The sequence below is a fragment of the Aurantiacibacter rhizosphaerae genome (assembly GCF_009807005.1).
GTDB lineage: Bacteria > Pseudomonadota > Alphaproteobacteria > Sphingomonadales > Sphingomonadaceae > Alteraurantiacibacter > Alteraurantiacibacter rhizosphaerae.
Window position 1 is genome coordinate 200024 of sequence record NZ_WUBR01000003.1, and the last position, 19365, is coordinate 219388.

A 19365-nucleotide genomic window follows, 5' to 3' on the forward strand; every position below is an offset into this window, starting at 1 on the left:
CTGCAGGCAATTGCCTGCAATATCGCGCTGGGACCGGCTGCTAATCCAGTTCCACGAAGGTGCCGCTATCGGCATCCCACGCGAATGCGCAGCCGGGTGGGGAATCGATCAGGTAAAGCCAGCCGTTGTTTGAATTGAGCACCTTGCCGAGGGCAATGTATTGCGGATGCGCATCAGCTTGCGCATCCGCATCAATGGCATCCTGCGTGCCGCGAATACGCCAGCCGCTGTCAGGGTAGGCATCACCCTCGCACGTCATGTCGGGCTCCTCGCGATAGAGGTAGTCGATATGGCTGCGGCCATCCAGCACGCACTGATCGACAAAGCACCTGTCCCAATATGTGCGAACTGCCGGAACGGTGACGCGGGGCCTGTCCTTGCGGAAGGCCGTGCCGATGGCGTGGGATAGCGGCACCGTAACGCGGTCACCCTCGCGGATCAGGGCCATGCTGGCCGGCTGATTGTCCAGCGTGCCGGTAACCATCCCATCCTGCACGGATTCGATCAGGACCCACATACGCTCCGCCGAATATTCGGGATCGCCCTCGGTCTGCCGGAAGATCAGCTTTATCCCGTCCCCCTGCTGCACCGCTGCCAGTTCATCGGCATGAGGCAGGAAGAAGGTGTAGGGGCTGGCCGCTGCAATCGGGCGCGGATCATTGATGGCAATCCCGGGTGGCAACATCAGATCAGTCATCGCGCCACCATAGCACCAACTGGTTGACGTTTTATCCTGTGTATGGCGTCTCTTCGCATCAAGAGAGAGGAGAGCTGCGATGATCCAGCCTGGATTGGAATTTGTCTACGAAGCGCATGGAGATCTGGAGCCGCCACGGCAGATTGGGGAAACCTATGACGGCAGCCGCCGCATCATTCCCATCATCGGCGGCGGGCGGGTGGAAGGCCCGAAAATTTCAGGCAGACTGGTGGGCAACTCCGCCGATTGGCAGCAGACCCGTAGTGATGGCGTAACCGTCGCAGATGCCCTTTATGCGATAGAGACGGACGATGGCGTGCTGATCCAGATCCGCAACCGGGGTCTGAGGCACGGCCCGCCCGAGGTGATGCAGCGGCTGGTTGCGGGCGAAGATGTCGATCCCTCGGAATATTATTTTCGCACCGTGCCGGAATTCATCGCGCCTGTTGGCGACTATGAATGGCTCAACCGGTCGATCTTCGTCTGCTCCGGCGCGCGATATGCCAATTCCATCAGACTGTGGGTGTGGCGTGTAACCTGATCGCCTGAAGGAGCAGTTCGAACAAAAACGGCGCGGGAGGGCAAACTTCCCGCCCCGTTTTGTTTTGGGCATAGAAAAAGGGCGGCCCTTTCGAGCCGCCCCCTTCTTTTCCGTTCGGAAAGTCCGGCGCGAGGCCGGAGTGTATTACCAGGTAACCTGGAAACCAGCGCGCGCGCCGACTTCGCCTTCGTCGAAGCCGATGCCGACACCGCCGGTGAAGGCGGCATTGTCGCTGATGCGGGCAGCAAAGCTGGCCGAACCGGCAACGCGGTCATTGTAGTAGCCAAAGCCACCGGCCAGGCCGAAGCTGTCGGTCGGCATCAGGACAGGCGATTCCATCGACAGTGCCATGGCGACACCTTCGTTGGCTTCACGAACGCCCTGCGCATTCTGCGATGCGAGGTCGAACAGCGTTGCCGTCTGGCCCTGCAGTGCGCCGATTGCCGAAGCGTTGGCAGCGATGTTGCCAGAGTTGACACCGATAGCCGCAGTGTTGGCCAGAACATCCGAGTTCAGCGCCAGGCCGGCAGTGCCAGCCGTGGTGGAGAGACCCAGAGTGCCGTTAGCGTCAGAGGTCACGAAAGTGATCGGACCTGCCTGCGAAGCGGTGCTGGCATCGAGGCTTGCAACAACGACCTGGCCGTCATTGGCGGCCACGGCGCCTGCGCCGATTGCTACCGAGTTTGCACCCGAAGCCACAGCAGCGTTACCCAGTGCGGTGGAGTTTACGCCGGTTGCATCGGTGTTTTCACCGATGGCCGTTGCACCCTGTGCCGTGGCAACAGCAAAGTGACCGAAGGCAGCCGAACGAGCGCCGCTTGCGGTTGCGCCGTAGCCGTATGCCGAGGCAGCAGCTGCCGAAGCGACCGACTGCGCACCCGTGGTAACGGAACGCGCACCGGAAGCCTGTGCATCGTTACCGATGGCGATGGAGCTGGAGCCGGATGCATCGGTGTTTTCACCAAGTGCGGTCGATTCAGCACCGCCAGCTACTGCGAAGTAACCCAGAGCCGTGGCGCGTTCGCCGGTTGCACTCGACTGATAGCCGATTGCGGTGGTTGCAGCCATGGTTGCCTCTGCACGAGCACCAAGTGCCGTGGAGAAGACGCCGGATGCATCGACATTCTCACCGATAGCCGTGGAACGTTCGCCCGAAGCCACTGCGAAGTAGCCAAGCGAGGTTGAGCGTTCGCCGGTGGAGCTGGACTGATAGCCAACTGCGGTGGTTGCAGCCATGGTCGCTTCCGAACGGGCACCAAGTGCCGTGGAGAAGACGCCGGATGCATCGACATTCTCACCGACAGCCGTAGCCAGCTCGCCCGAAGCTACAGCGAAGTAGCCAAGCGAGGTTGCACGTTCGCCGGTGGAGCTGGACTGGTAACCAACTGCGGTTGAAGCGCCGCCAGTGGCTTCGGCGCTGGCGCCAAGAGCCGTGGTGAACACGTCGGTTGCCTGCGCGTCGTTACCGGCTGCCAGCGAACCCTGGCCAGTTGCATCGACGTTTTCGCCAAGACCGGTGGAACGGTCGCCCGAAGCCACAGCGAAGTAACCAAGAGCGGTTGCACGATCGCCGGTTGCGCTCGATTCATAGCCGAGCGCAGTCGCTGCAGCAGACGTTGCTTCTGCGTTGCGACCAAGGGCAGAGGTGAACGCGCCGTTGGCGATTGCGCCATCACCCACAGCAACCGAACCGGTGCCGGAAGCTTCGGAGACGCGACCAACTGCAGTCGAGAAATCAGCAGAGGCGTCCGACTGCCAGCCGAAAGCCTGCGAGCCGAGGCCCGATGCGTTGGATTCTGCACCCACGGCGGTGGAGTGGAAGCCAGAGGAAACGGCGCTTTCGCCGATTGCCGTTGCATCTTCGTCAGTTGCCTGAGCGTTGAAGCCGACAGCAGTCGAAGTCAGAGCAGTTGCAGTGGCCGACTGGCCGTATGCACTGGACTGGAAGCCGCTGGCGGAAGCCTGACGGCCCGTTGCGGTCGACTGGTCACCGGTTGCAGAAGCCTGCCAGCCGAATGCCTGTGCACCAACGCCGGAAGCGACGGATTCTGCACCCACGGAGGTGGAGTGGAAGCCCGAAGCAACAGCAGTCTGGCCGATTGCTACGGCATCTTCATCGGATGCAACGGCATCGCGGCCGATTGCAACGGAGTCGAGGCCGCTTGCGCTTGCCTGGAAGCCGCCTGCGAACGACTGATCGCCTGAAGCGTCAGATGACTGGCCATATGCACTGGACTGGAAGCCGCTGGCGGAAGCCTGACGGCCCGTTGCGGTCGACTGGTCACCGGTTGCAGAAGCCTGCCAACCGAATGCCTGTGCACCAACGCCGGAAGCGATGGATTCTGCACCCACGGAGGTGGAGTGGAAGCCCGAAGCAACGGCGCTCTGACCGATGGCCACAGCATCTTCATCAAGTGCCTGCGCATTGTTACCGCTTGCTACGCTGTCTACGCCGGAAGCGTTGGCGTTGACGCCCGTTGCGGTCGCGCCGACAGCACTAGCGATAGAGCCCGCACCGAAAGCAGAGGCATTGTTTGCACTTGCCGATGCAGTTTCGCCGAAAGCGGACGAAGCATCGCCGGTAGCACTTGCTGCGCCGCCGAATGCGTTTGCACCACTTCCAGTTGCGGAGGAATTATCGCCGAAAGCATTCGACGCAAAATTTGTAGCAGTCGCGTTGATACCGAATGCGTTGGAGGAGCTGCCAGATGCCGTGGCGCCATTACCAACGGCTGTGGCGAAATCACCCGTGGCAGAGGCATCGGTGCCAACTGCGGTGGAGCTTAAACCCGTTGCCGTGGCGTTCGTACCGCAAGCAAGCGTATCGGTGCCGCCGCTGGTTGCGCCGCCGGTGGTGTCCACACCAGTGGTGGCGGTGCCATCATCGTTCGTGTCGAGCAGGCACTCTTCTGCAGAGGCAGCGTTCGGCGTCGCGCCGACCATTGCAACCGTAGCGATGGCAAGGCCCGAAGCGCCGAGGGCCATCATGGTTGCCTTGCCGAATGTATTGTCTGAACCCTGGGTTCGCGAATTACTCATTAATTCCTCCTGTTGATAGAACCGGGCCGAAATCCTGGGATTAAGACGAGCAGAAGGGGTTCGATTGTCCTGCAGACAGGCTCCCCAATTGCACGCCTTGATCCCCCGATCGCAGCGGTTGCCCGATTCTGGGCAGATGCCTTGCTAGTGGATTTTTAGAATTTTGCATGCCTTAAATGAAGAAAACCACAGAAAAAGTGTGGTATACGGGGGTATGAGATAGCGAAAATGTCCGGTTAATGGCGGTGAAAGGATGGTTACATTCGGGTGAACGATATCAATTGATACGCAAGTCAACCAATGTCGGCCCATCGCAATCGAAGCTCCAGCGAAGCGCCGCATCCAGATCGTCAATCGAATCAACCATGCGGGCAGAGACACCCTGGCCGCTCGCCAACTTCACGAAATCCAGCCCTGTAAGATCGCAGCCGGGAACGTGGTTCATGCCGAACTCGCCTGAAAACCCGGTCAATGCAGCATAGGCCGCATTGTTCATCACCAGAAAGCTGACCGGCAGATTTTCCTGAAACGCGGTGAACAATCCCTGGATCGTGTACATCGATGCCCCATCGCCCAGTATGGCGATCACCTTGTCATACTGCGCCATGGCAACACCCAGCGCGCCGGGGAGGGAGTAACCCAGCCCGCCGCTGGCGCATGTATAAAACCCGCCCTGGCGGGTAATGGGCAGCGTCCCGTGCTGCGAGCCGCGCGAAGTTGGGGATTCTTCCACGATAACAGAGCTTTCGGGGCGAAGCGCTGCAATCCGGGTGAGCACGTAGGCGGCAGACATCTCCGCCTCTGGCGTCAGCAATTTGTGCGTGGGGCCGGTATAATCGCGCTGGTTGGTCCGCTCTGCCAGCTGCGCCAGCCCTTCATTCACATCGCCCAGCACGCCGCCGCCGCCTGGCAGATTGGCGAGGTGCTGCGGATCGTCGGACAGCGCCATCAGCTTTGCGTGCGTCGGCCAGTGCGGACCTTCGCCCTCCACGTGATAGGTGAACACCGGCGCCCCGGCGACGAGGATCGCATCGAATGGGTCAAGCGCGTCGCGGATCTGATCGCGCCAGGCATTCAGGAAGCCGGCGAATTGCGGATGATCTTCCGGGAAGGTTTCGCGCGCGGCATAGGGCGCGGCAAACACGGCGCAGCCCGCTTTCTCTGCCAGCGCGATGGCGCAATGCCATCCATCGCAATTGGCGACGCCCGTTCCCAGCACCAGCGCCGGGCGCTCCGCCTCGTCCAGAAGGGTGGCGAGCCGTTCGATCCCGGTGGCGGAGGGGATGGTGAGCGCATCGATATCGGGCAGGCCCGGCATCTCGCATTCCCTGTCCCAGTCATCCACGGGGATGGATACGAACACCGGCCCCATCGGCGGGGTAAGCGCGGTGATGAAGGCGCGGATCAGGGCCAGCGGCACATCCTGCGCGCGGGCAGGCTCCACCGAGTATTTCACGTAAGGGCGCGGAAATTCGCTGGGCCTTTCGGCGTAGAGGAACGGGTCGAACGGCAGGATGGATCGCGCCTGCTGCCCTGCCGTCACCACGACGGGGGCGTTATTCTTCCACGCGGTGAACAGATTGCCCAGCGAATGTCCGGTGCCCGCTGCGCTGTGCAGGTTTACCAGTGCGGGCTTGCGGCCGGCGCGGGCGTAGCCATCGGCCATGCCCACCACCACCGCCTCGTTCAATCCCATCACATAGGGGAAGGGCAGGCCCTTCAGCATCGGCAGTTCGGTGGATCCGGGATTGCCGAACAATCGATCCACGCCGAAATGTTCGAACACTGCAAACGCAGCCTCACGCACCGTTACCATCGCTTCAAACCTCCTCACCGCCGCGCCGGGCACGATCCAGCACGCTGTCTTCGTCACGGCGATAGCGCAGCAGCACGATAACCAACAGCACAACGATGATCGGGGCGACCCAGTTGATGGTGATGATGGCGCTGGCCAGATCGCCGCCATTGCGATCAGACACGATGCCTACGACATAGGGGCCAAGGCCCTGGCCCAGCAGCGTCATGATGACGAGGTAGGTGGAAAAGATGATCCCACGCATGCGCGGCAGCACCAGCCCCAGCAGCAGGGTGTAGAGCGGCGGCAGCCACAAGGTCAGGATGATGCTGTAAACGGCATAGCGCAGATAGAAATCGGTGGTGGTCTCTGCGCTGAAGGTCCAGATGCCGAAGAACGGCGAGATGCCGAGCGACAACAATACCAGCACGATCATCCCCCGCCCGCCCAGCTTCTTGCCCAGAAAATCCGTCAGCGGCCCGGCCAGCAATGCGCCGATCGTTGCCAGCAATGCCGACAGCAGGCCGAACTGTACGCCAGCCTCTGCCGTCGTCAGGCCGAAATGGCGGATCAGCAGGGACGGGGTGAAACCCATGATACCGTAATTGATGGCGGTCTGCAGTCCGCCTGCCACCATCAGCATGATCAGCGACGGGTTCAGCGCCACGTGGAAGGTGGGCTTGTCCGTCAGCTTGAAGCTTTGAAACAGGTTGAGCACCACGAACGCGCCAAAGCCGAACACACCCCACTGCAACACATGCGGATTGAGCGAGAAGCTGCCGAAATCAAGCATGGGCCGCGGCGAGAAGACGCCGGTGACCGTTACCATGAAGGTGCAGAAGGTCAGGATCACCGCCAGCCCGCCAAGATTGATGAGCCATTGGCGGGCGCCTGCATCCCTGCGCCACAGGAAGAACCAATTGCTGCCCGGCGTCACCGCGCCCAGCACGCCAGCACTGGCCTTGAACGGGGCGGGGTCTTTCTTGCTGGTGATGCCCTCCATAGCGCCGCGCTCCGGCTCGCGCAGCTTGTAGATCAGGTAAGCCAGTGGAAAGCCGGGAAGGGAGGCGACGAGGAAGGCGAATTGCCAGCCGGAAAAGCCCAGCGGCGCGGCGGTACCGGATGGATAGCGCAGATCCCACCACTCCGCCACGATCCCGCCCAGCGCCATGGAAAGGCCCAGTCCCAGCGCAAGGCCAACGCCAAGGCCGCCCATGGCCAGGCCACGGCGGCTTTTGGGCAGGCTGTCGAACAGGATGGAATTGGCAGCGGGCTGCGTTGCGCCTTCGCCAATGCCCACGCCGATGCGAGAGATTGCCAGCAGGGTGAAACCTGATGCGAAGGCAGCAAGGCCCGCAAAGAAGGACCACGCCGCAAGGCAGATTGCCAGCAGCCTGGTGCGCACCCAGCCATCCACCAACCGGCCCAGCGGTAGGGAGAACAGCGCATAGAACAACGCGAACACCGTGCCATACAGCAGGCCCATCTCTGCATCGCCAATGCCCAGATCGGTGCGGATATCATGCGCCAGAATGGAAAGGATCTGCCGATCCAGCAGGCTCATCATCTGCGCCGATGACATCAGGACAATGGCATGCCAGCCATATTTACTGATGCGGTCACTGCCACTACCGCTGGATGGCGGCGCTGCAGGCGCGACCGGCGCGCCAGCGGCATTGCCTGCGGCGGGCGGCGCGGATTGGGGAGTATCGCTCACAGGCTGAACAATACCTCTGCATTGGTCTGGAAGAACTTGCGCTTTGCCGTGTCGCTGATGTCCATCGCGTCCAGCAGGCGCACCTCGTCGGGCACGTATTGGTAGGGATAGTCCATGGCATACAGCACGCGGTCTTCGCCCATCACCTCCATCATCAGCTTGATGCTGGCGGGGGAGGGCAGGCCGCTGTTGGTGCCCCACACATTGTTGCGCAGGTAATGATGCAGGCTGTGCTGCAGGGGTTTGAGCCGTTCATACCGCTGCGAACGTACACCGGCGTTGAACATGTAATTCAGCCGGTCGATCCAGAAGGGCAGGCCTTCCGCGCCATGGCCCAGCACAAGCTGGAGCGAGGGGTAGCGATCGAACACGCCCGTGGTCAGCAGGCGCAGCGCGTGGAAACTCGTTTCCATCGCAAAGCCGAAGATCGCCCCTTCAAGGCCTGCATCCACCATGGTGCCCACCATTTCATCGGGCGGGCCTTGGGGATGGATATACAGCGGGATGTCCATCTCTGCGCAGGTGCGCAGGATGGGATCGAATTGCTCTTCATCCAGGTAATGGCCGTGCGTGTGGCTGTTCACCTGCACACCGGCAAAGCCCAGCTCTTCCTTGCCGCGCTTCAGTTCTGCGGCCGACCATTCCGGGTCCTGCGGGCAGATCGCCGTCATGCCGATGAAGCGGTCAGGATACTTCTCGCACGCCGCGGCCAGGTGATCATTGGCACGGGCAGCGATGCCGCGCGCTTCCTCCACATCATGCAGCGATTGCACGCCGGGACTGGTCAGCGCCAGCACTGCCTTGTCGATACCGGCATCGTCCATCGCGGCAAGACGAAGCTCGCCAAGGTCCAGCAACCGCTCGCGAATGAATGTGGTGCGTTCGCTGGGGGAGGTTCCGTAGAAGCCCCATAGCGAAACGGTGCCCTTGTCGGCGCGGCCTTCCTTCACCAGCCGCAGGATGGCTTCCATCTGCTCCTGCGTGGCGAAGGCTTCCTCTGTCGCGATCCGCAAATAGCCATGCTGGCCGCCGGTCTTCAGTTCTTTCGTCATGCGCTTTTCCTCTCCCGTCAGGCGCGGATATCTATCCTTCGTGCACGGTCTTCACGACCATGCAGGCTTTCACGCCTTCCGGCCCGTCTTCGCTGCCGTGGCCAGACCATTGCACGCCCTGGAACGGTGCATCGGGCCCTGCAATCATGTGGCTGTTGATGCCCATCATGCCCACTTCCACCTCGTCCGCCAGGCGGCGCTGGCGCTGGGCATCATTGGTCCATGCATAACCCGCCAGGCCGTAGGGCAGGCGGTTCGCCTCGGCGATCATGTCGTCTTCGTTCTTGTACGGATTGATCAGCGCCAGCGGGCCGAAGGGTTCCTCGTTCATAACCTCTGCATCCAGCGGGATTTCAGAAAGCACGGTGGGCTGGAAGAAATAGCCCTGGTTGCCGATGCGTTCACCGCCGGTGTTCAGCGTGGCGCCCTTGGCCTTTGCATTGGCGACGAATTTCTCCATCGCATCCGGGCGGCGCGCATTGGCCATCGGGCCCATCTGCGTGCCATCTTCCAGTCCGTTGCCCACCTTGATGGCGCCCATGCGTTCGGCCATGCCATCACGGAATTTCTCGAACACATTTTCCTGCACGATGAAGCGGGTGGGCGAAACGCACACCTGCCCGGCATTGCGCGTCTTGCCCATGGAGGCGGTGGCCAGTGCCTTTTCCATATCGGCATCGTCGAACACCAGCACCGGACCGTGGCCGCCCAGTTCCATCGTCGTGCGGATCATGTTGTCCGCCGCCAGCTTGGCCAGATGCTTGCCCACCACGGTGGAGCCAGTGAAGGACAGTTTACGGATGATCGGGCTTGATAGCAGGTGGCGGCTCACCTCGTCCGGCACACCGAACACGGCCTGCGCCACTTCCTTTGGCAGCCCTGCATCATACAGGCATTGCAGGATGCCCAGCGCCGATGCGGGCGTTTCCTCGGCGCTTTTCAGGATGATGGAACAGCCCGCCGCAACGGCAGCGGCCAGCTTGCGGCTGGGATTGCCAATGGGGAAGTTCCACGGCGCGAAGGCGGCGATGGGGCCAACTGGTTCCCACCGCACCACGCTGCGCTGGCCAACGGGGCGCACCAGTTCACGGCCATACAGGCGCTGGCACTCGCCCGCGGCAAAATCGAACCATCCGGCAGATGCCATGCATTCGATCTTCGTTTCGGCCACCGGCTTACCCTCTTCCATCGTGGCGATGCGGGCCAGATCGTCTGCGCGTTCTCTGATCAGGGACGCTGCCTTGTGCAGCACGGCGGCGCGCTGCGTTGCCGGGGTGTAGCGCCAGATATTGTAGCCGCGCTGCGCCGTTTCCAGCGCGCGGTCCAGATCGCTGGCATCGGCCAGCGGCAATTCGGCCAGCGTTTCGCCGGTTACGGGATTGACGACATCGAAGGTGCGCCGGCCACCGCCAGACACCTGTTCGCCATCGATAACCATGTGGAGGGCGGGATATTGGGTCATTCTATCGCTCCGTCACCCCGGCGCGGGCCGGGGGGTGGTTTGGGTTTGCTGGGAAAATCCGTCCGTTGCTGGCTGATGCCGGACATCAGCCGCTTTGCCATTTCGCGGCGCAAATGCGCTTTTTACGTCAGCTCCCCAGCCTTGCCATGGTGGCGACAGGGGGTGCTTCGGACATTACGACTCTCCCAATTCGTATGTTATGCTTACAATTGCGGAGGCACGCGGATAGAGTCAACGAGATTGAGATGAGGGAGATGATTTTGCCTGTATATAACGCAAGCTATGCGCAGGACCGCGCCGAAATCGAAGACCTGATGGCGCGCTATCTGTTCGCCATGGACTGGAATGATTTTGACACTTACGCCGATTGCTTCACGCCCGATGGCGTCCTCGATTACGCCAAGGGCACCACGGTCGGGCGTGAGAATATCCGCGAGGAAGCCCGCGAGTTCAAGGAACGGGTGGGCACCATCTACAAGGATGTCGACGGCAATCCCGCCGTGTTGCGCCACCTGCTGACGCAAAGCGTGATCCGCATCGAGGGCGACCGCGCCTGGCACACCGGCATGTGGTTCGAGATGGCCAATGACGGCCCGAGAATGGACGATGGCGGACGGCTGACGCCCACCGTCGGCACTTTCGGCACTTATGAGGATGAGTTGGTGCGCGTGGATGGGGAATGGAAATTTTCCCGGCGCAACATCCGCAATGAATTTCTCGGCGGCCGTGAATCGTCAAAGGAAAATCCCGTCGCGGTGATGGATCGCAAGGCGGAAGGCGCAGGTTAAGGAAACGGCGTTTATGGGTGGCGGCATGATCCGTCTTGCAACCGCTCTCGCCCTGCTGGCCGCCCCCGTGATGGCCATTCCCGCCATCGCCGCCGCGCAAACCCCGCCGCCCCAGCTCAACCTGGATCAGCGCATGCTGCTGCGCTGTTCGGCGGCGTTCGCCATGATCAGCTTCGGGCAGGAGAACGGCAATGCCGAGGCCATGCAATATCCGACGATGGAAAAGCGCGGGCGCGAATTCTTCGTGCGGGCCTCTGCCAGGGTGATGGACGAGGCCGGGCTGGATCGCAGCCAGATCGAGGCGGCGCTTTCTGCAGAGGCGCAGGATCTGGTGGACACCAACACCTTGGAAGAGGTGATGCCAGCCTGCCTCACACTTTTGCCCGCAGAATAATTTTCGCCACGCGCCAGCGATGCTGGACCCCGATGCCTGCTTGCGGCATTAGCAACAGGTAAGCATGTGGCAACTCTATCACTTCCCCCTGTGCCCCTTCAGCCGCAAGGTGCAGCTGGTGCTTTCCGAGAAGAAAGTGCCCTTCACCCTGCAGCTTGCGTACCCGTGGGAAAATGACGACCAGTTCCATGCGCTGAACCCGGCGGGCAAGACCCCGGTTCTGCATAACCCGGAGAAAAGCCTGGTGCTGATGGATAGCCAGGCAATCTGCGAGTATTTCGAGGAAACCGAGAGCAAGAGCCCGATGATGCCCGGCTCTGCCGCTGCTCGCGCAGAAATCCGCCGCCTCACCGCGCTGTTCGACGGCGGGCTGTATGGCGATGTTACCGAACCGCTGATCTACGAGAAGATGAAGAAGCGCCTGATCCTGCGGCAATCGCCGGACAGTGGCACTTTGCGGGCTGCCATGCGGCTGACGCATGAACATCTCGATTATCTGGACTGGCTGATCGACAATCGCCGCTGGCTGGGCGGTGCGCAGTTGAGCCTGGCGGATTTCACCGCCGCAGCGCAGCTTTCCGTGATCGATTATCTGGGCGGCATAGACTGGTCCGGCCATGATCAGTCGCACGGCTGGTATCGCGTGATGAAAAGCCGCCCCAGCTTTGCCCCGCTGTTGAGCCAGAAGATGGTGGGCCTGCCCGCGCCAAGACATTATTCCGACGTAAATGCGTAGTTTGTTGGGCCCTCAAGCACCGGGCGCAGGCCGTGCGGCCTGCTTGGCTTTCCTCGCATAAGCTCGGACGCGCAGCCGCGCTTGCGGTCGCTTATCGCGACCGATCATCTCGCGTTGCCTTGAAGGATGGCCAAGAAACGGTCCGCGCCTAGCGGACTGCAAGGCCGACCGGCCGCCCGCAGGTGCCGCGCAGCGAAGCGGAGCGATTAGCACCGAGGACGAAGCCGCGGAGGCGGCTTCAAAAAACATACATTCAAACCCCCAGTGCCCGGCCTTGCGGTTCGAGGCTTGCGAACCGATATAGTTACGGAAAGCCAATCCTGCGCGAAAGATCGATCACATGGTGATCGCAAGGGCAATCGCCCGCCCGCAGGTGCCGCGCAGCGTAGCGGAGCGAACAGCACCGAGGACGCTCGTGCGGAGGCGCGAGCGAAAGGAAAGAAATGCCAGACAAGACCAACCTTACCGAAGCCGAATGGCGCGAGAAGCTGACGCCGGAGCAATATCGCGTGCTGCGCGAAGCCGGGACGGAACGTGCTTTCACCGGCAAGTATGAAAAGAACAAGGCGGAAGGCGAATATAAATGCGCCGGTTGCGGACAGCCCCTGTTTGAAAGCGATGCCAAGTATGACAGCGGTTCTGGCTGGCCCAGCTTCACCGCGCCGGCAGACCAGCAGGCTGTTGAAGTGAACAAGGATGAAAGCCACGGCATGGTGCGCACCGAAGTGGTGTGCAGCAATTGCGCGGGCCATCTGGGCCACGTTTTCCCGGACGGTCCCGGCCCGGAAGGCCTGCGATATTGCATCAATTCTGCCGCGCTGCAGTTCGAACCGGAGGATAAAGCGGGCGATTGAGCGTGTTGCCCGTTCACGCTGGATTATGAATGCCCTATGCATTCAGCTTCCGGATTGAATGACGCGCATTAACTGGCGCGCTAACGCAGGAATCTGACGGTTCATGGCCAGACGCGGGGGCAACGGCTCCAACAAAAGAGGAACCCGGTCGGCCCGCGCCGCATCGCAGGCGCGCGGTCGCGGCTATGGATCGGGCGGCTGGCAGGGCTTTCTCTGGCGCTGGACCAAGCGTCTGGCTCTCACTGGCGTGCTGGTGGCGGTGCTGGCCGTTATCGGCGTGGGCACGGCGGTATTCTTTGCCTCGCGATCCCTCCCTTCCTATGCCAGCCTGCGCGAAAGCCAGACCGGCCAGACCATTCTTGTGCGCGCCCGCGATGGCACGCAGATCGTGGAGCTCGGCCCCAGTTACGGGCAATGGCTATCGGCGGATGAAATCCCCGCGGTGATGAAACAGGCTATGGTTTCTGTTGAGGACCACCGCTTCAATTCGCATTTCGGCGTCGACCCGATGGGCCTTGCCCGCGCCGTGTTCAACGCCCTGTCGGAAGATCGGCAGGTCAGCGCCACATCCACCATTACGCAGCAGCTGGCGCGCAACGTCTTCCTCAATTCCAATCGCACGCTGGATCGCAAGGTGCGCGAAGCGATCCTGGCGATGGCGCTGGAATGGCGCTTCTCGAAAGAGCAGATCCTCGAGCTTTATCTCAACAAGGTGTATTTCGGCGGCGGCGCCTATGGCATCGATTCTGCCAGCCGCAAGTTCTTCAGCCATTCGGCCCGCGATCTCAGCCTGGAAGAAGCCGCGATTATTGCCGGGCTGGTGAAGGCGCCCAGCCGCTACTCCCCTACTGCCGATGTCGATGCCGCGGTCAGCCGCGCGAATGTGGTGGTGGCGCAGATGGTGAAATACGGCGGGCTTGACCCGGCAGTGGCGCGGCAGGTGAATGTGGACGCGGTGAAGCTGGCCCAGACGGAGGGGCAGAACTCCATCCGCTATTTCACCGATTGGGCCTTGCCCCAGCTGGACCTGCTGCTGCCCAACGGCACGTTCGAACCGATTGAGGTGTGGACCACGCTGGACGTGGGCATGCAGCGCGCGGCCACCACGGCCATAAAGTCCAACGTACCGGGCGAGGCGCAGGGTGCGCTGGTCAGCCTGGACCGGGACGGGGCGATTCTGGCGCTGGTGGGCGGCACCGATTACGTGACATCCAACTATAACCGCGCCACCGATGCGATGCGGCAGCCCGGTTCATCGTGGAAGCTGTTCGTTTATCTTGCCGCGCTGGAGGCTGGCTATACGCCGGATGACCGCGTGCAGGACGTGCCGGTTACGATCAACGACTGGAGCCCGCGCAATTCCGGCGGCACCTATGCTGGCGAAATCGACGTGCGGTCCGCCTTCGCCTATTCCAAGAACACCGTGGCTGCGCAGCTGGGTAACGAAGTGGGCTTCTCGAATGTTGCCAGCATGGCGCGCCGTTTCGGCATCACCACGCCGATCAGCACCTATCCTGCCATGGTGCTGGGCTCCTCCGAAGTGCGGCTCATAGACATGGTGCGCGCCTTTGCCGCGGTTTCCGCAGGCGGGCGATCGATTGAGCCCTATGGCATTTTGCGCGTGACCACCGCTGATGGCAGCGAGCTTTACCGCCACCGCGAAGGCCGCGCCTACACTCTCGTGCCCGATTACGTGGCGGCTGGCATTACGGACCTGTTGCAGACGGCGGTTGCCACCGGCACCGGGCGCGCGGCGCAGATCGGCCGGCCCGTGGCGGGCAAGACGGGCACCACCAGTTCCAACCGCGATGGCTATTTCGTGGGCTTTTCCAGCGGCATCACCACGGGCGTGTGGATGGGCCGGGACGATAATGGCCGCGTTGCCGCCTTGCAGGGCGGACGTGCGCCTGCGCAGGCTTTCGCCGCCTATATGCGCTATGCCGTGAAAGACAGGCCGGTGGAGGAATTCGATACCGATCTGAAGCTGCCGGAATGGCAGTTGGAGCCGGATGACGAGTATTATTACGGCGATAATGACGATTATTATTTCTACATCGACGAGCAGGGCAATCTTGTGGACCCCAGCGGCGATCAGGGCCGCTATGGCGAAGGCTTCGATGTTGAAGGAGAAGGGCCGAACGTGGTGCGCGATCCGCTTGATCCGCGCGGGATGCAGCCGCAGTCGCAATCGCAGTCGCAGTCGCAGCCAGCACCGTCTCCCACCCCGCGGCCTACTGCGCGAAGGGCTGAACCTCCGCAGGCGGCCAGCGACGATTTCCTGGAGCAGGCGACCGGCAGGGACCTGCCGCGCGACGATAGGCGGCAGAACAACCGCCCCGCACAGGGCGTGCTGAACGAACAGCGATAATCAGATTAGGGATGGGCCTGCTGTCAGGCTTTGGCGGCCAAGGTTGGGACCCCCCGGCAGGATTGGCTCTCAGGCCGTAGCCCTTGCACCATCACCGCAAATGAAACCGGCCTCTCCATCCATAGGACGAAGAGGCCGGATCAGTTTTAGTTGTCCATGAAGCGGACGGGCAGCGACTGTGTCGCACCCTGGCGTGAACGCACGCGCAGTAGCACGGCTTCGCGGCCATCGTCCTGCACATCCTGCAGCACGGATTCCAGATCCTCCACGCTGCTGATTGCGCGGCCATTGGCGGAAAGGATCATCACGCCGCGCGACAGGCCGCGACGCGCCGCATCCGATGTGGGCGCAACGGCCAGGATAGCCAGGCCCTTCGTATCGGCGGGCTGGCCCAGCTGCCGAGCGATCTGCGGCGTGATTTCCACGGCCTGGATGCCCAGCAGGCTTTCCATCACCCCGTTGCCCGCATCGGGCACGGGCGGCGTTGGCGCGTCTTCTTCATCGCCCTGGAACATATTCTGCTGCATCAGCTCTTCATCGCTGGGGCGGCGGCCCACGGTCAGGTTCACGCGGCTGCGCGAGCCATTGCGGATGTAGGTGAGGGGCACGGTGGTGCCCGGCTCGATATTGGCGACGATGCGCGACAGGGTGTTGTCGGGCGTAACGTCCTGACCATTGACCGAGATCACCACATCGCCCGCCTGAAGGCCGGCATCCTCGGCAGCTTCGCCGGGCTGAACGCCCTGCACCAGCTCGCCAATGCCATCCTCGATGCCCAGCGCCTCGGCAATATCCTCATCCACCGGCTGGATCTGCACGCCCAGATAGCCGCGCATGATCTCCTCGCCATTGATCAGTGCCTGCACGATGGGGGCAGCATCTTCTGCCGGAATGGCAAGGCCGATGCCCACGCTGCCGCCGGAGGGTGAGAGGATGGCATTGTTGATGCCGATAACATTGCCCTGCATATCGAACAGCGGGCCGCCGGAGTTGCCGCGGTTGATCGCGGCGTCGGTCTGGATGAAACGGTCAAACGCGCCGCCCTGCCCGGTGGAGCGGGATACGGCGGAAACGATGCCGCTGGTTACCGTGCCGCCAAGGCCGAAGGGGTTGCCGATGGCGATCACCCAGTCACCCACGCGCGCCTGCGCGCTGTCACCGAAGTTGACGAAGGGGAACGGCTCTGCGCGCTGGATTTTCAGCACGGCGAGATCCGAGCTTGGGTCCGTGCCGACAACCTCGGCGAGATATTCCGTGCCGTTGGGCAGGGTTACCGTCACCTCTTCAAGCTGCGCACGCTGATCTGGCGAGACAACGTGATTGTTGGTGACCACGTAGCCATCGGCAGAAACGATGAAGCCCGAACCCAGCGAAGTCGCCTCCCGCGTTTGCGGGCCACCGCCGCCGCGGCGACGGTTGAAGAACTGGCCGAAGGGCGTGCCTTCGAACGGGTTCTGCGCCTGCGGAATGGTGATGGACTGGCGGGTGGAGATGTTCACCACCGCCGGTTGCAGGGCTGCTGTCAGGTCAGCAAAGCTGGCGGGGGCACCGGCCACGGGCACGGTGTTCTGGATCTGGATACGATCGTTCTGCGCGACTTGCGCACCGGCGGGGTAGCCGGTCATCAGCGAGATTGCGGCCCCGCCTACAAGCAGGGCCGAAGTGATACCGTAGGAATAGCGCACTGGCTTCACGTCCTTTTATCCTTTGTCTTTTCGAGGCCCCTCTCATGCTGTTCGCACGAGGGCCCGATTTGGTTCCACCCCATTCGCAATATCCAGCGTAGAGCGGCTGAACACGCGTTTAACGACAACTGTAATCGACCCGCCGGCGGCGGATCAGTTACCACCCCCGCGGAACTGCCGCAGATATTCGTTGTCGGGGCTCATGATGATCGCGCTTTCACCGTCTCCTGATGAGAAGGTGGTGCGGTACGACTGCATGGCCCGGAAGAAATCGTAGAAGCCGGGGTCCTGGTTATAGGCCTCGGCATAGATCTGCGCGGCTTCCGCCTCGGATTCGGCGCGGATGATCTGCGCATCGCGGCGGCCGCCTGCACGGATCGTCTCGGCCTCTTCCTCACGGTCTGAACGCATGCGGTTGAAAGCAGCCTGAAGCGGCGTGCCCACGGGCAGGTCAGCCTGCTTGATCCGCACGTCCAATACCTGCGCCCCGTAATTGCGGGCCTCGTCATCCAGCGTGTCACGGATGTTGGTCATCGCATTGCCGCGTTCAGGGGTCAGCAGGCTGGCGAATGTGCGCCGGCCCAGTTCCTGCCGCAGTTCCGATGTCAGGATCGGTTCAAGCTGGTTGCGCAGCTGATCTTCACTACCGGCGCGCTGGACGAACAATACCGGATCGAAGATGCGATAGCGGGCATAGGCATTCACCTGCAGACGCTGCTGATCATTTGAGAGAACGGTCTCGTCCTCCATGTCCAGCGACAGGATGCGGCGATCCACCATCTGCACCCGTTCGATGATCGGGATGCGCCAGCTGACGCCGGCCCCTGTATCGGTAAAATCGGCAGCCGGATCGAAGCGGTTGATCACGCGCACCGGTTCACCTGTGCGGACCACGACGGCCTGCTGCGTTTCCGGAACGATGACGACAGAGCTGACGATCACAACCAGCAGCACGATCAGGGCGATGAAAACAGCTTTATAGCGCTCCCACATGTTACTGGCCCTCCGGCTGGGCAGGGCCGACGGTCAAGGTCGGGCCCTGGCTGGCGCGCGAACGGCGCTGCACTTCGGGAAGCGGCAGATACGGCGTTACGCCATCGGTTTCGATAATGGTCTTGTCGGTGTCGCGCAGGACGCCCTCCATTGTCTCGTAATAAAGCCTGCGCCGTGTCACTTCGGGGGCGAGGCGATATTGTGAGTAGATCTCGTTGAACTCGGCGGCACTACCTTGGGCAGAGGCCAGCAATTGCTGCTCGTACCGGCGTGCTTCGTTCAGGCTGCGCTCCCTATCCTGACGCGCGGCAAGCACATCGTTAAAGGCATCGATCACCTGCTGCGGCGCTTCTGTACGCGCGATGTCAACGCCCTGCACATTGATACCGGCCTGATAGGCATCGAGGATGGTCTGCATGCGAGCGCGCACGCGGATCTGCACCGTTTCACGTCCGGCACCTGACAGCACTGTGTCGAGATCGTTCTCTGCCACGGCGGCACGCATCGCCGCCTCTGCCACTTCGCGCAACGTCTCGTTGGGGTCTTCCAGCTCGAACTTGTACTGCACCAGATCCTTGATGTTCCAGCGCACCAGATAGGACAGGTCGACCAGGCTCTGGTCCCCTGTCAGGATCAGGTTTTCAGCGCCATCGCCAATCGTTTCACGGCGGATCTGGCTGACGTTCTCGATATCAACGGTTTGCAGCGGCCATGGTGCGGTAAACTCTGTACCGGGGTTGAGCGTGCGGTAATATTTGCCGCCCAGCCACGTCACCACGCCCTGTTCGCGCGGCTGCACGAAATGGATCGAGGTGGCGAAAATCCAGATGGCAAGGATCGCGACCAGCGCAATCGGGAACCAGCTGCCCCCGCCGGGACGCTGAGGAATGCGGAAGTTCGGCCCGCCGGGGCCACCGCCGCTGCGCCGCGGGCCTTCGGGACCGCGGTTCTTGAAGATGTCTTCTATATTGGCGCTGCGGCGCGGACGATCAGAACCGCCGCCCGATCCACCACCCGGCAGCCAGGGATTGCGCGGACCGCGCGGCGGCGGCGCATCATCGCCACTGCCATCGCTGCCCGGAACATCGCCGCCAGAACCCGATCCGCCGTCGTCCCCGCCATCGGAGCCGCCTGAGGGCTTGCCCCAGGGATTGCGCTTACCAGCCATTGCCAGGCCGAACCTTTCGAAAAACCCACCCATAAATGTCATGCCATTATCTATAGGAACGCTTTGCGCAAAAAAC

General features: G+C 62.1%; 15 protein-coding genes. 6 read left to right on the plus strand and 9 right to left on the minus strand.

What is annotated here, in order from left to right; genetic code table 11:
• Positions 1-40: 40 nt before the first annotated feature.
• The gene (locus GRF63_RS13310; protein WP_160486539.1) at positions 41-697 is read right to left on the minus strand and encodes an immunity protein Imm33 domain-containing protein; all 657 of its coding nucleotides are present in this window, start codon (positions 695-697) and stop codon (positions 41-43) included.
• A gap of 79 nt (positions 698-776) precedes the next feature.
• On the opposite strand from GRF63_RS13310, the gene GRF63_RS13315 reads away from it, so the two are divergent.
• Positions 777-1238, plus strand: coding sequence for a DUF3237 domain-containing protein (locus tag GRF63_RS13315; protein WP_160486540.1), 462 nt, complete (start codon positions 777-779; stop codon positions 1236-1238).
• Between the two features lie 144 nt (positions 1239-1382).
• On the opposite strand, the gene GRF63_RS13320 is transcribed toward GRF63_RS13315, so the two are convergent.
• The 5 genes from GRF63_RS13320 to GRF63_RS13340 all read right to left on the minus strand — a co-directional run bounded on the left by GRF63_RS13320 (position 1383) and on the right by GRF63_RS13340 (position 10303).
• Positions 1383-4277 (minus strand): hypothetical protein, encoded by a 2895-nt coding sequence (locus tag GRF63_RS13320; RefSeq protein ID WP_160486541.1) that lies wholly within the window; start codon positions 4275-4277, stop codon positions 1383-1385.
• 277 nt (positions 4278-4554) lie between these two features.
• The gene (gene mdlC, locus GRF63_RS13325; protein WP_337189670.1) at positions 4555-6150 is read right to left on the minus strand and encodes a benzoylformate decarboxylase; all 1596 of its coding nucleotides are present in this window, start codon (positions 6148-6150) and stop codon (positions 4555-4557) included.
• Positions 6098-7789 carry an MFS transporter gene (locus GRF63_RS13330; RefSeq protein ID WP_337189671.1) on the minus strand — a complete coding sequence of 564 codons (1692 nt, stop codon included), beginning with the start codon at positions 7787-7789 and terminating at the stop codon, positions 6098-6100. Before GRF63_RS13330 ends, mdlC begins: the two co-directional genes overlap by 53 nt.
• Entirely contained in the window at positions 7786-8841 is a 1056-nt protein-coding gene (locus GRF63_RS13335) for an amidohydrolase family protein (RefSeq protein WP_160486542.1), read from the minus strand. Before GRF63_RS13335 ends, GRF63_RS13330 begins: the two co-directional genes overlap by 4 nt.
• Before the next feature lie 31 nt (positions 8842-8872).
• A complete protein-coding gene (locus tag GRF63_RS13340; RefSeq protein ID WP_160486543.1) occupies positions 8873-10303 on the minus strand; it encodes an NAD-dependent succinate-semialdehyde dehydrogenase in 1431 nt (476 codons plus the stop codon).
• A gap of 260 nt (positions 10304-10563) precedes the next feature.
• On the opposite strand from GRF63_RS13340, the gene GRF63_RS13345 reads away from it, so the two are divergent.
• The 5 genes from GRF63_RS13345 to GRF63_RS13365 all read left to right on the plus strand — a co-directional run bounded on the left by GRF63_RS13345 (position 10564) and on the right by GRF63_RS13365 (position 15443).
• A complete protein-coding gene (locus GRF63_RS13345; RefSeq protein ID WP_160486544.1) occupies positions 10564-11091 on the plus strand; it encodes a nuclear transport factor 2 family protein in 528 nt (175 codons plus the stop codon).
• A gap of 25 nt (positions 11092-11116) precedes the next feature.
• Positions 11117-11485 carry a hypothetical protein gene (locus GRF63_RS13350; RefSeq protein WP_160486545.1) on the plus strand — a complete coding sequence of 123 codons (369 nt, stop codon included), beginning with the start codon at positions 11117-11119 and terminating at the stop codon, positions 11483-11485.
• Between the two features lie 64 nt (positions 11486-11549).
• Entirely contained in the window at positions 11550-12221 is a 672-nt protein-coding gene (locus GRF63_RS13355) for a glutathione S-transferase family protein (protein WP_160486546.1), read from the plus strand.
• 443 nt (positions 12222-12664) lie between these two features.
• A complete protein-coding gene (gene msrB, locus GRF63_RS13360) occupies positions 12665-13075 on the plus strand; it encodes a peptide-methionine (R)-S-oxide reductase MsrB (protein ID WP_160486547.1) in 411 nt (136 codons plus the stop codon).
• A gap of 103 nt (positions 13076-13178) precedes the next feature.
• The gene (locus GRF63_RS13365) at positions 13179-15443 is read left to right on the plus strand and encodes a transglycosylase domain-containing protein (protein WP_160486548.1); all 2265 of its coding nucleotides are present in this window, start codon (positions 13179-13181) and stop codon (positions 15441-15443) included.
• 146 nt (positions 15444-15589) lie between these two features.
• On the opposite strand, the gene GRF63_RS13370 is transcribed toward GRF63_RS13365, so the two are convergent.
• The 3 genes from GRF63_RS13370 to hflK form a co-directional block, all read right to left on the minus strand.
• Positions 15590-17128, minus strand: a complete 1539-nt coding sequence (locus tag GRF63_RS13370; RefSeq protein ID WP_337189693.1) for a Do family serine endopeptidase — start codon at positions 17126-17128, stop codon at positions 15590-15592.
• 153 nt (positions 17129-17281) lie between these two features.
• Complete coding sequence (gene hflC / locus GRF63_RS13375; protein WP_160486549.1) at positions 17282-18121, minus strand: protease modulator HflC; 840 nt, start codon at positions 18119-18121, stop codon at positions 17282-17284.
• Between the two features lies 1 nt (position 18122).
• Positions 18123-19331 (minus strand): protease modulator HflK, encoded by a 1209-nt coding sequence (hflK, locus tag GRF63_RS13380; RefSeq protein ID WP_237392492.1) that lies wholly within the window; start codon positions 19329-19331, stop codon positions 18123-18125.
• Between the last annotated feature and the right edge of the window lie 34 nt (positions 19332-19365).

Coding starts and splice junctions, on each gene's coding strand:
- GRF63_RS13310 (WP_160486539.1), bottom strand. CDS start 697: ATGACTGATCTGATGTTGCCACCCGGGATTGCCATCAATGATCCGCGC.
- GRF63_RS13315 (WP_160486540.1), top strand. CDS start 777: ATGATCCAGCCTGGATTGGAATTTGTCTACGAAGCGCATGGAGATCTG.
- GRF63_RS13320 (WP_160486541.1), bottom strand. CDS start 4,277: ATGAGTAATTCGCGAACCCAGGGTTCAGACAATACATTCGGCAAGGCA.
- GRF63_RS13335 (WP_160486542.1), bottom strand. CDS start 8,841: ATGACGAAAGAACTGAAGACCGGCGGCCAGCATGGCTATTTGCGGATC.
- GRF63_RS13340 (WP_160486543.1), bottom strand. CDS start 10,303: ATGACCCAATATCCCGCCCTCCACATGGTTATCGATGGCGAACAGGTG.
- GRF63_RS13350 (WP_160486545.1), top strand. CDS start 11,117: ATGATCCGTCTTGCAACCGCTCTCGCCCTGCTGGCCGCCCCCGTGATG.
- GRF63_RS13355 (WP_160486546.1), top strand. CDS start 11,550: ATGTGGCAACTCTATCACTTCCCCCTGTGCCCCTTCAGCCGCAAGGTG.
- msrB (WP_160486547.1), top strand. CDS start 12,665: ATGCCAGACAAGACCAACCTTACCGAAGCCGAATGGCGCGAGAAGCTG.
- GRF63_RS13365 (WP_160486548.1), top strand. CDS start 13,179: ATGGCCAGACGCGGGGGCAACGGCTCCAACAAAAGAGGAACCCGGTCG.
- hflC (WP_160486549.1), bottom strand. CDS start 18,121: ATGTGGGAGCGCTATAAAGCTGTTTTCATCGCCCTGATCGTGCTGCTG.
- hflK (WP_237392492.1), bottom strand. CDS start 19,331: ATGACATTTATGGGTGGGTTTTTCGAAAGGTTCGGCCTGGCAATGGCT.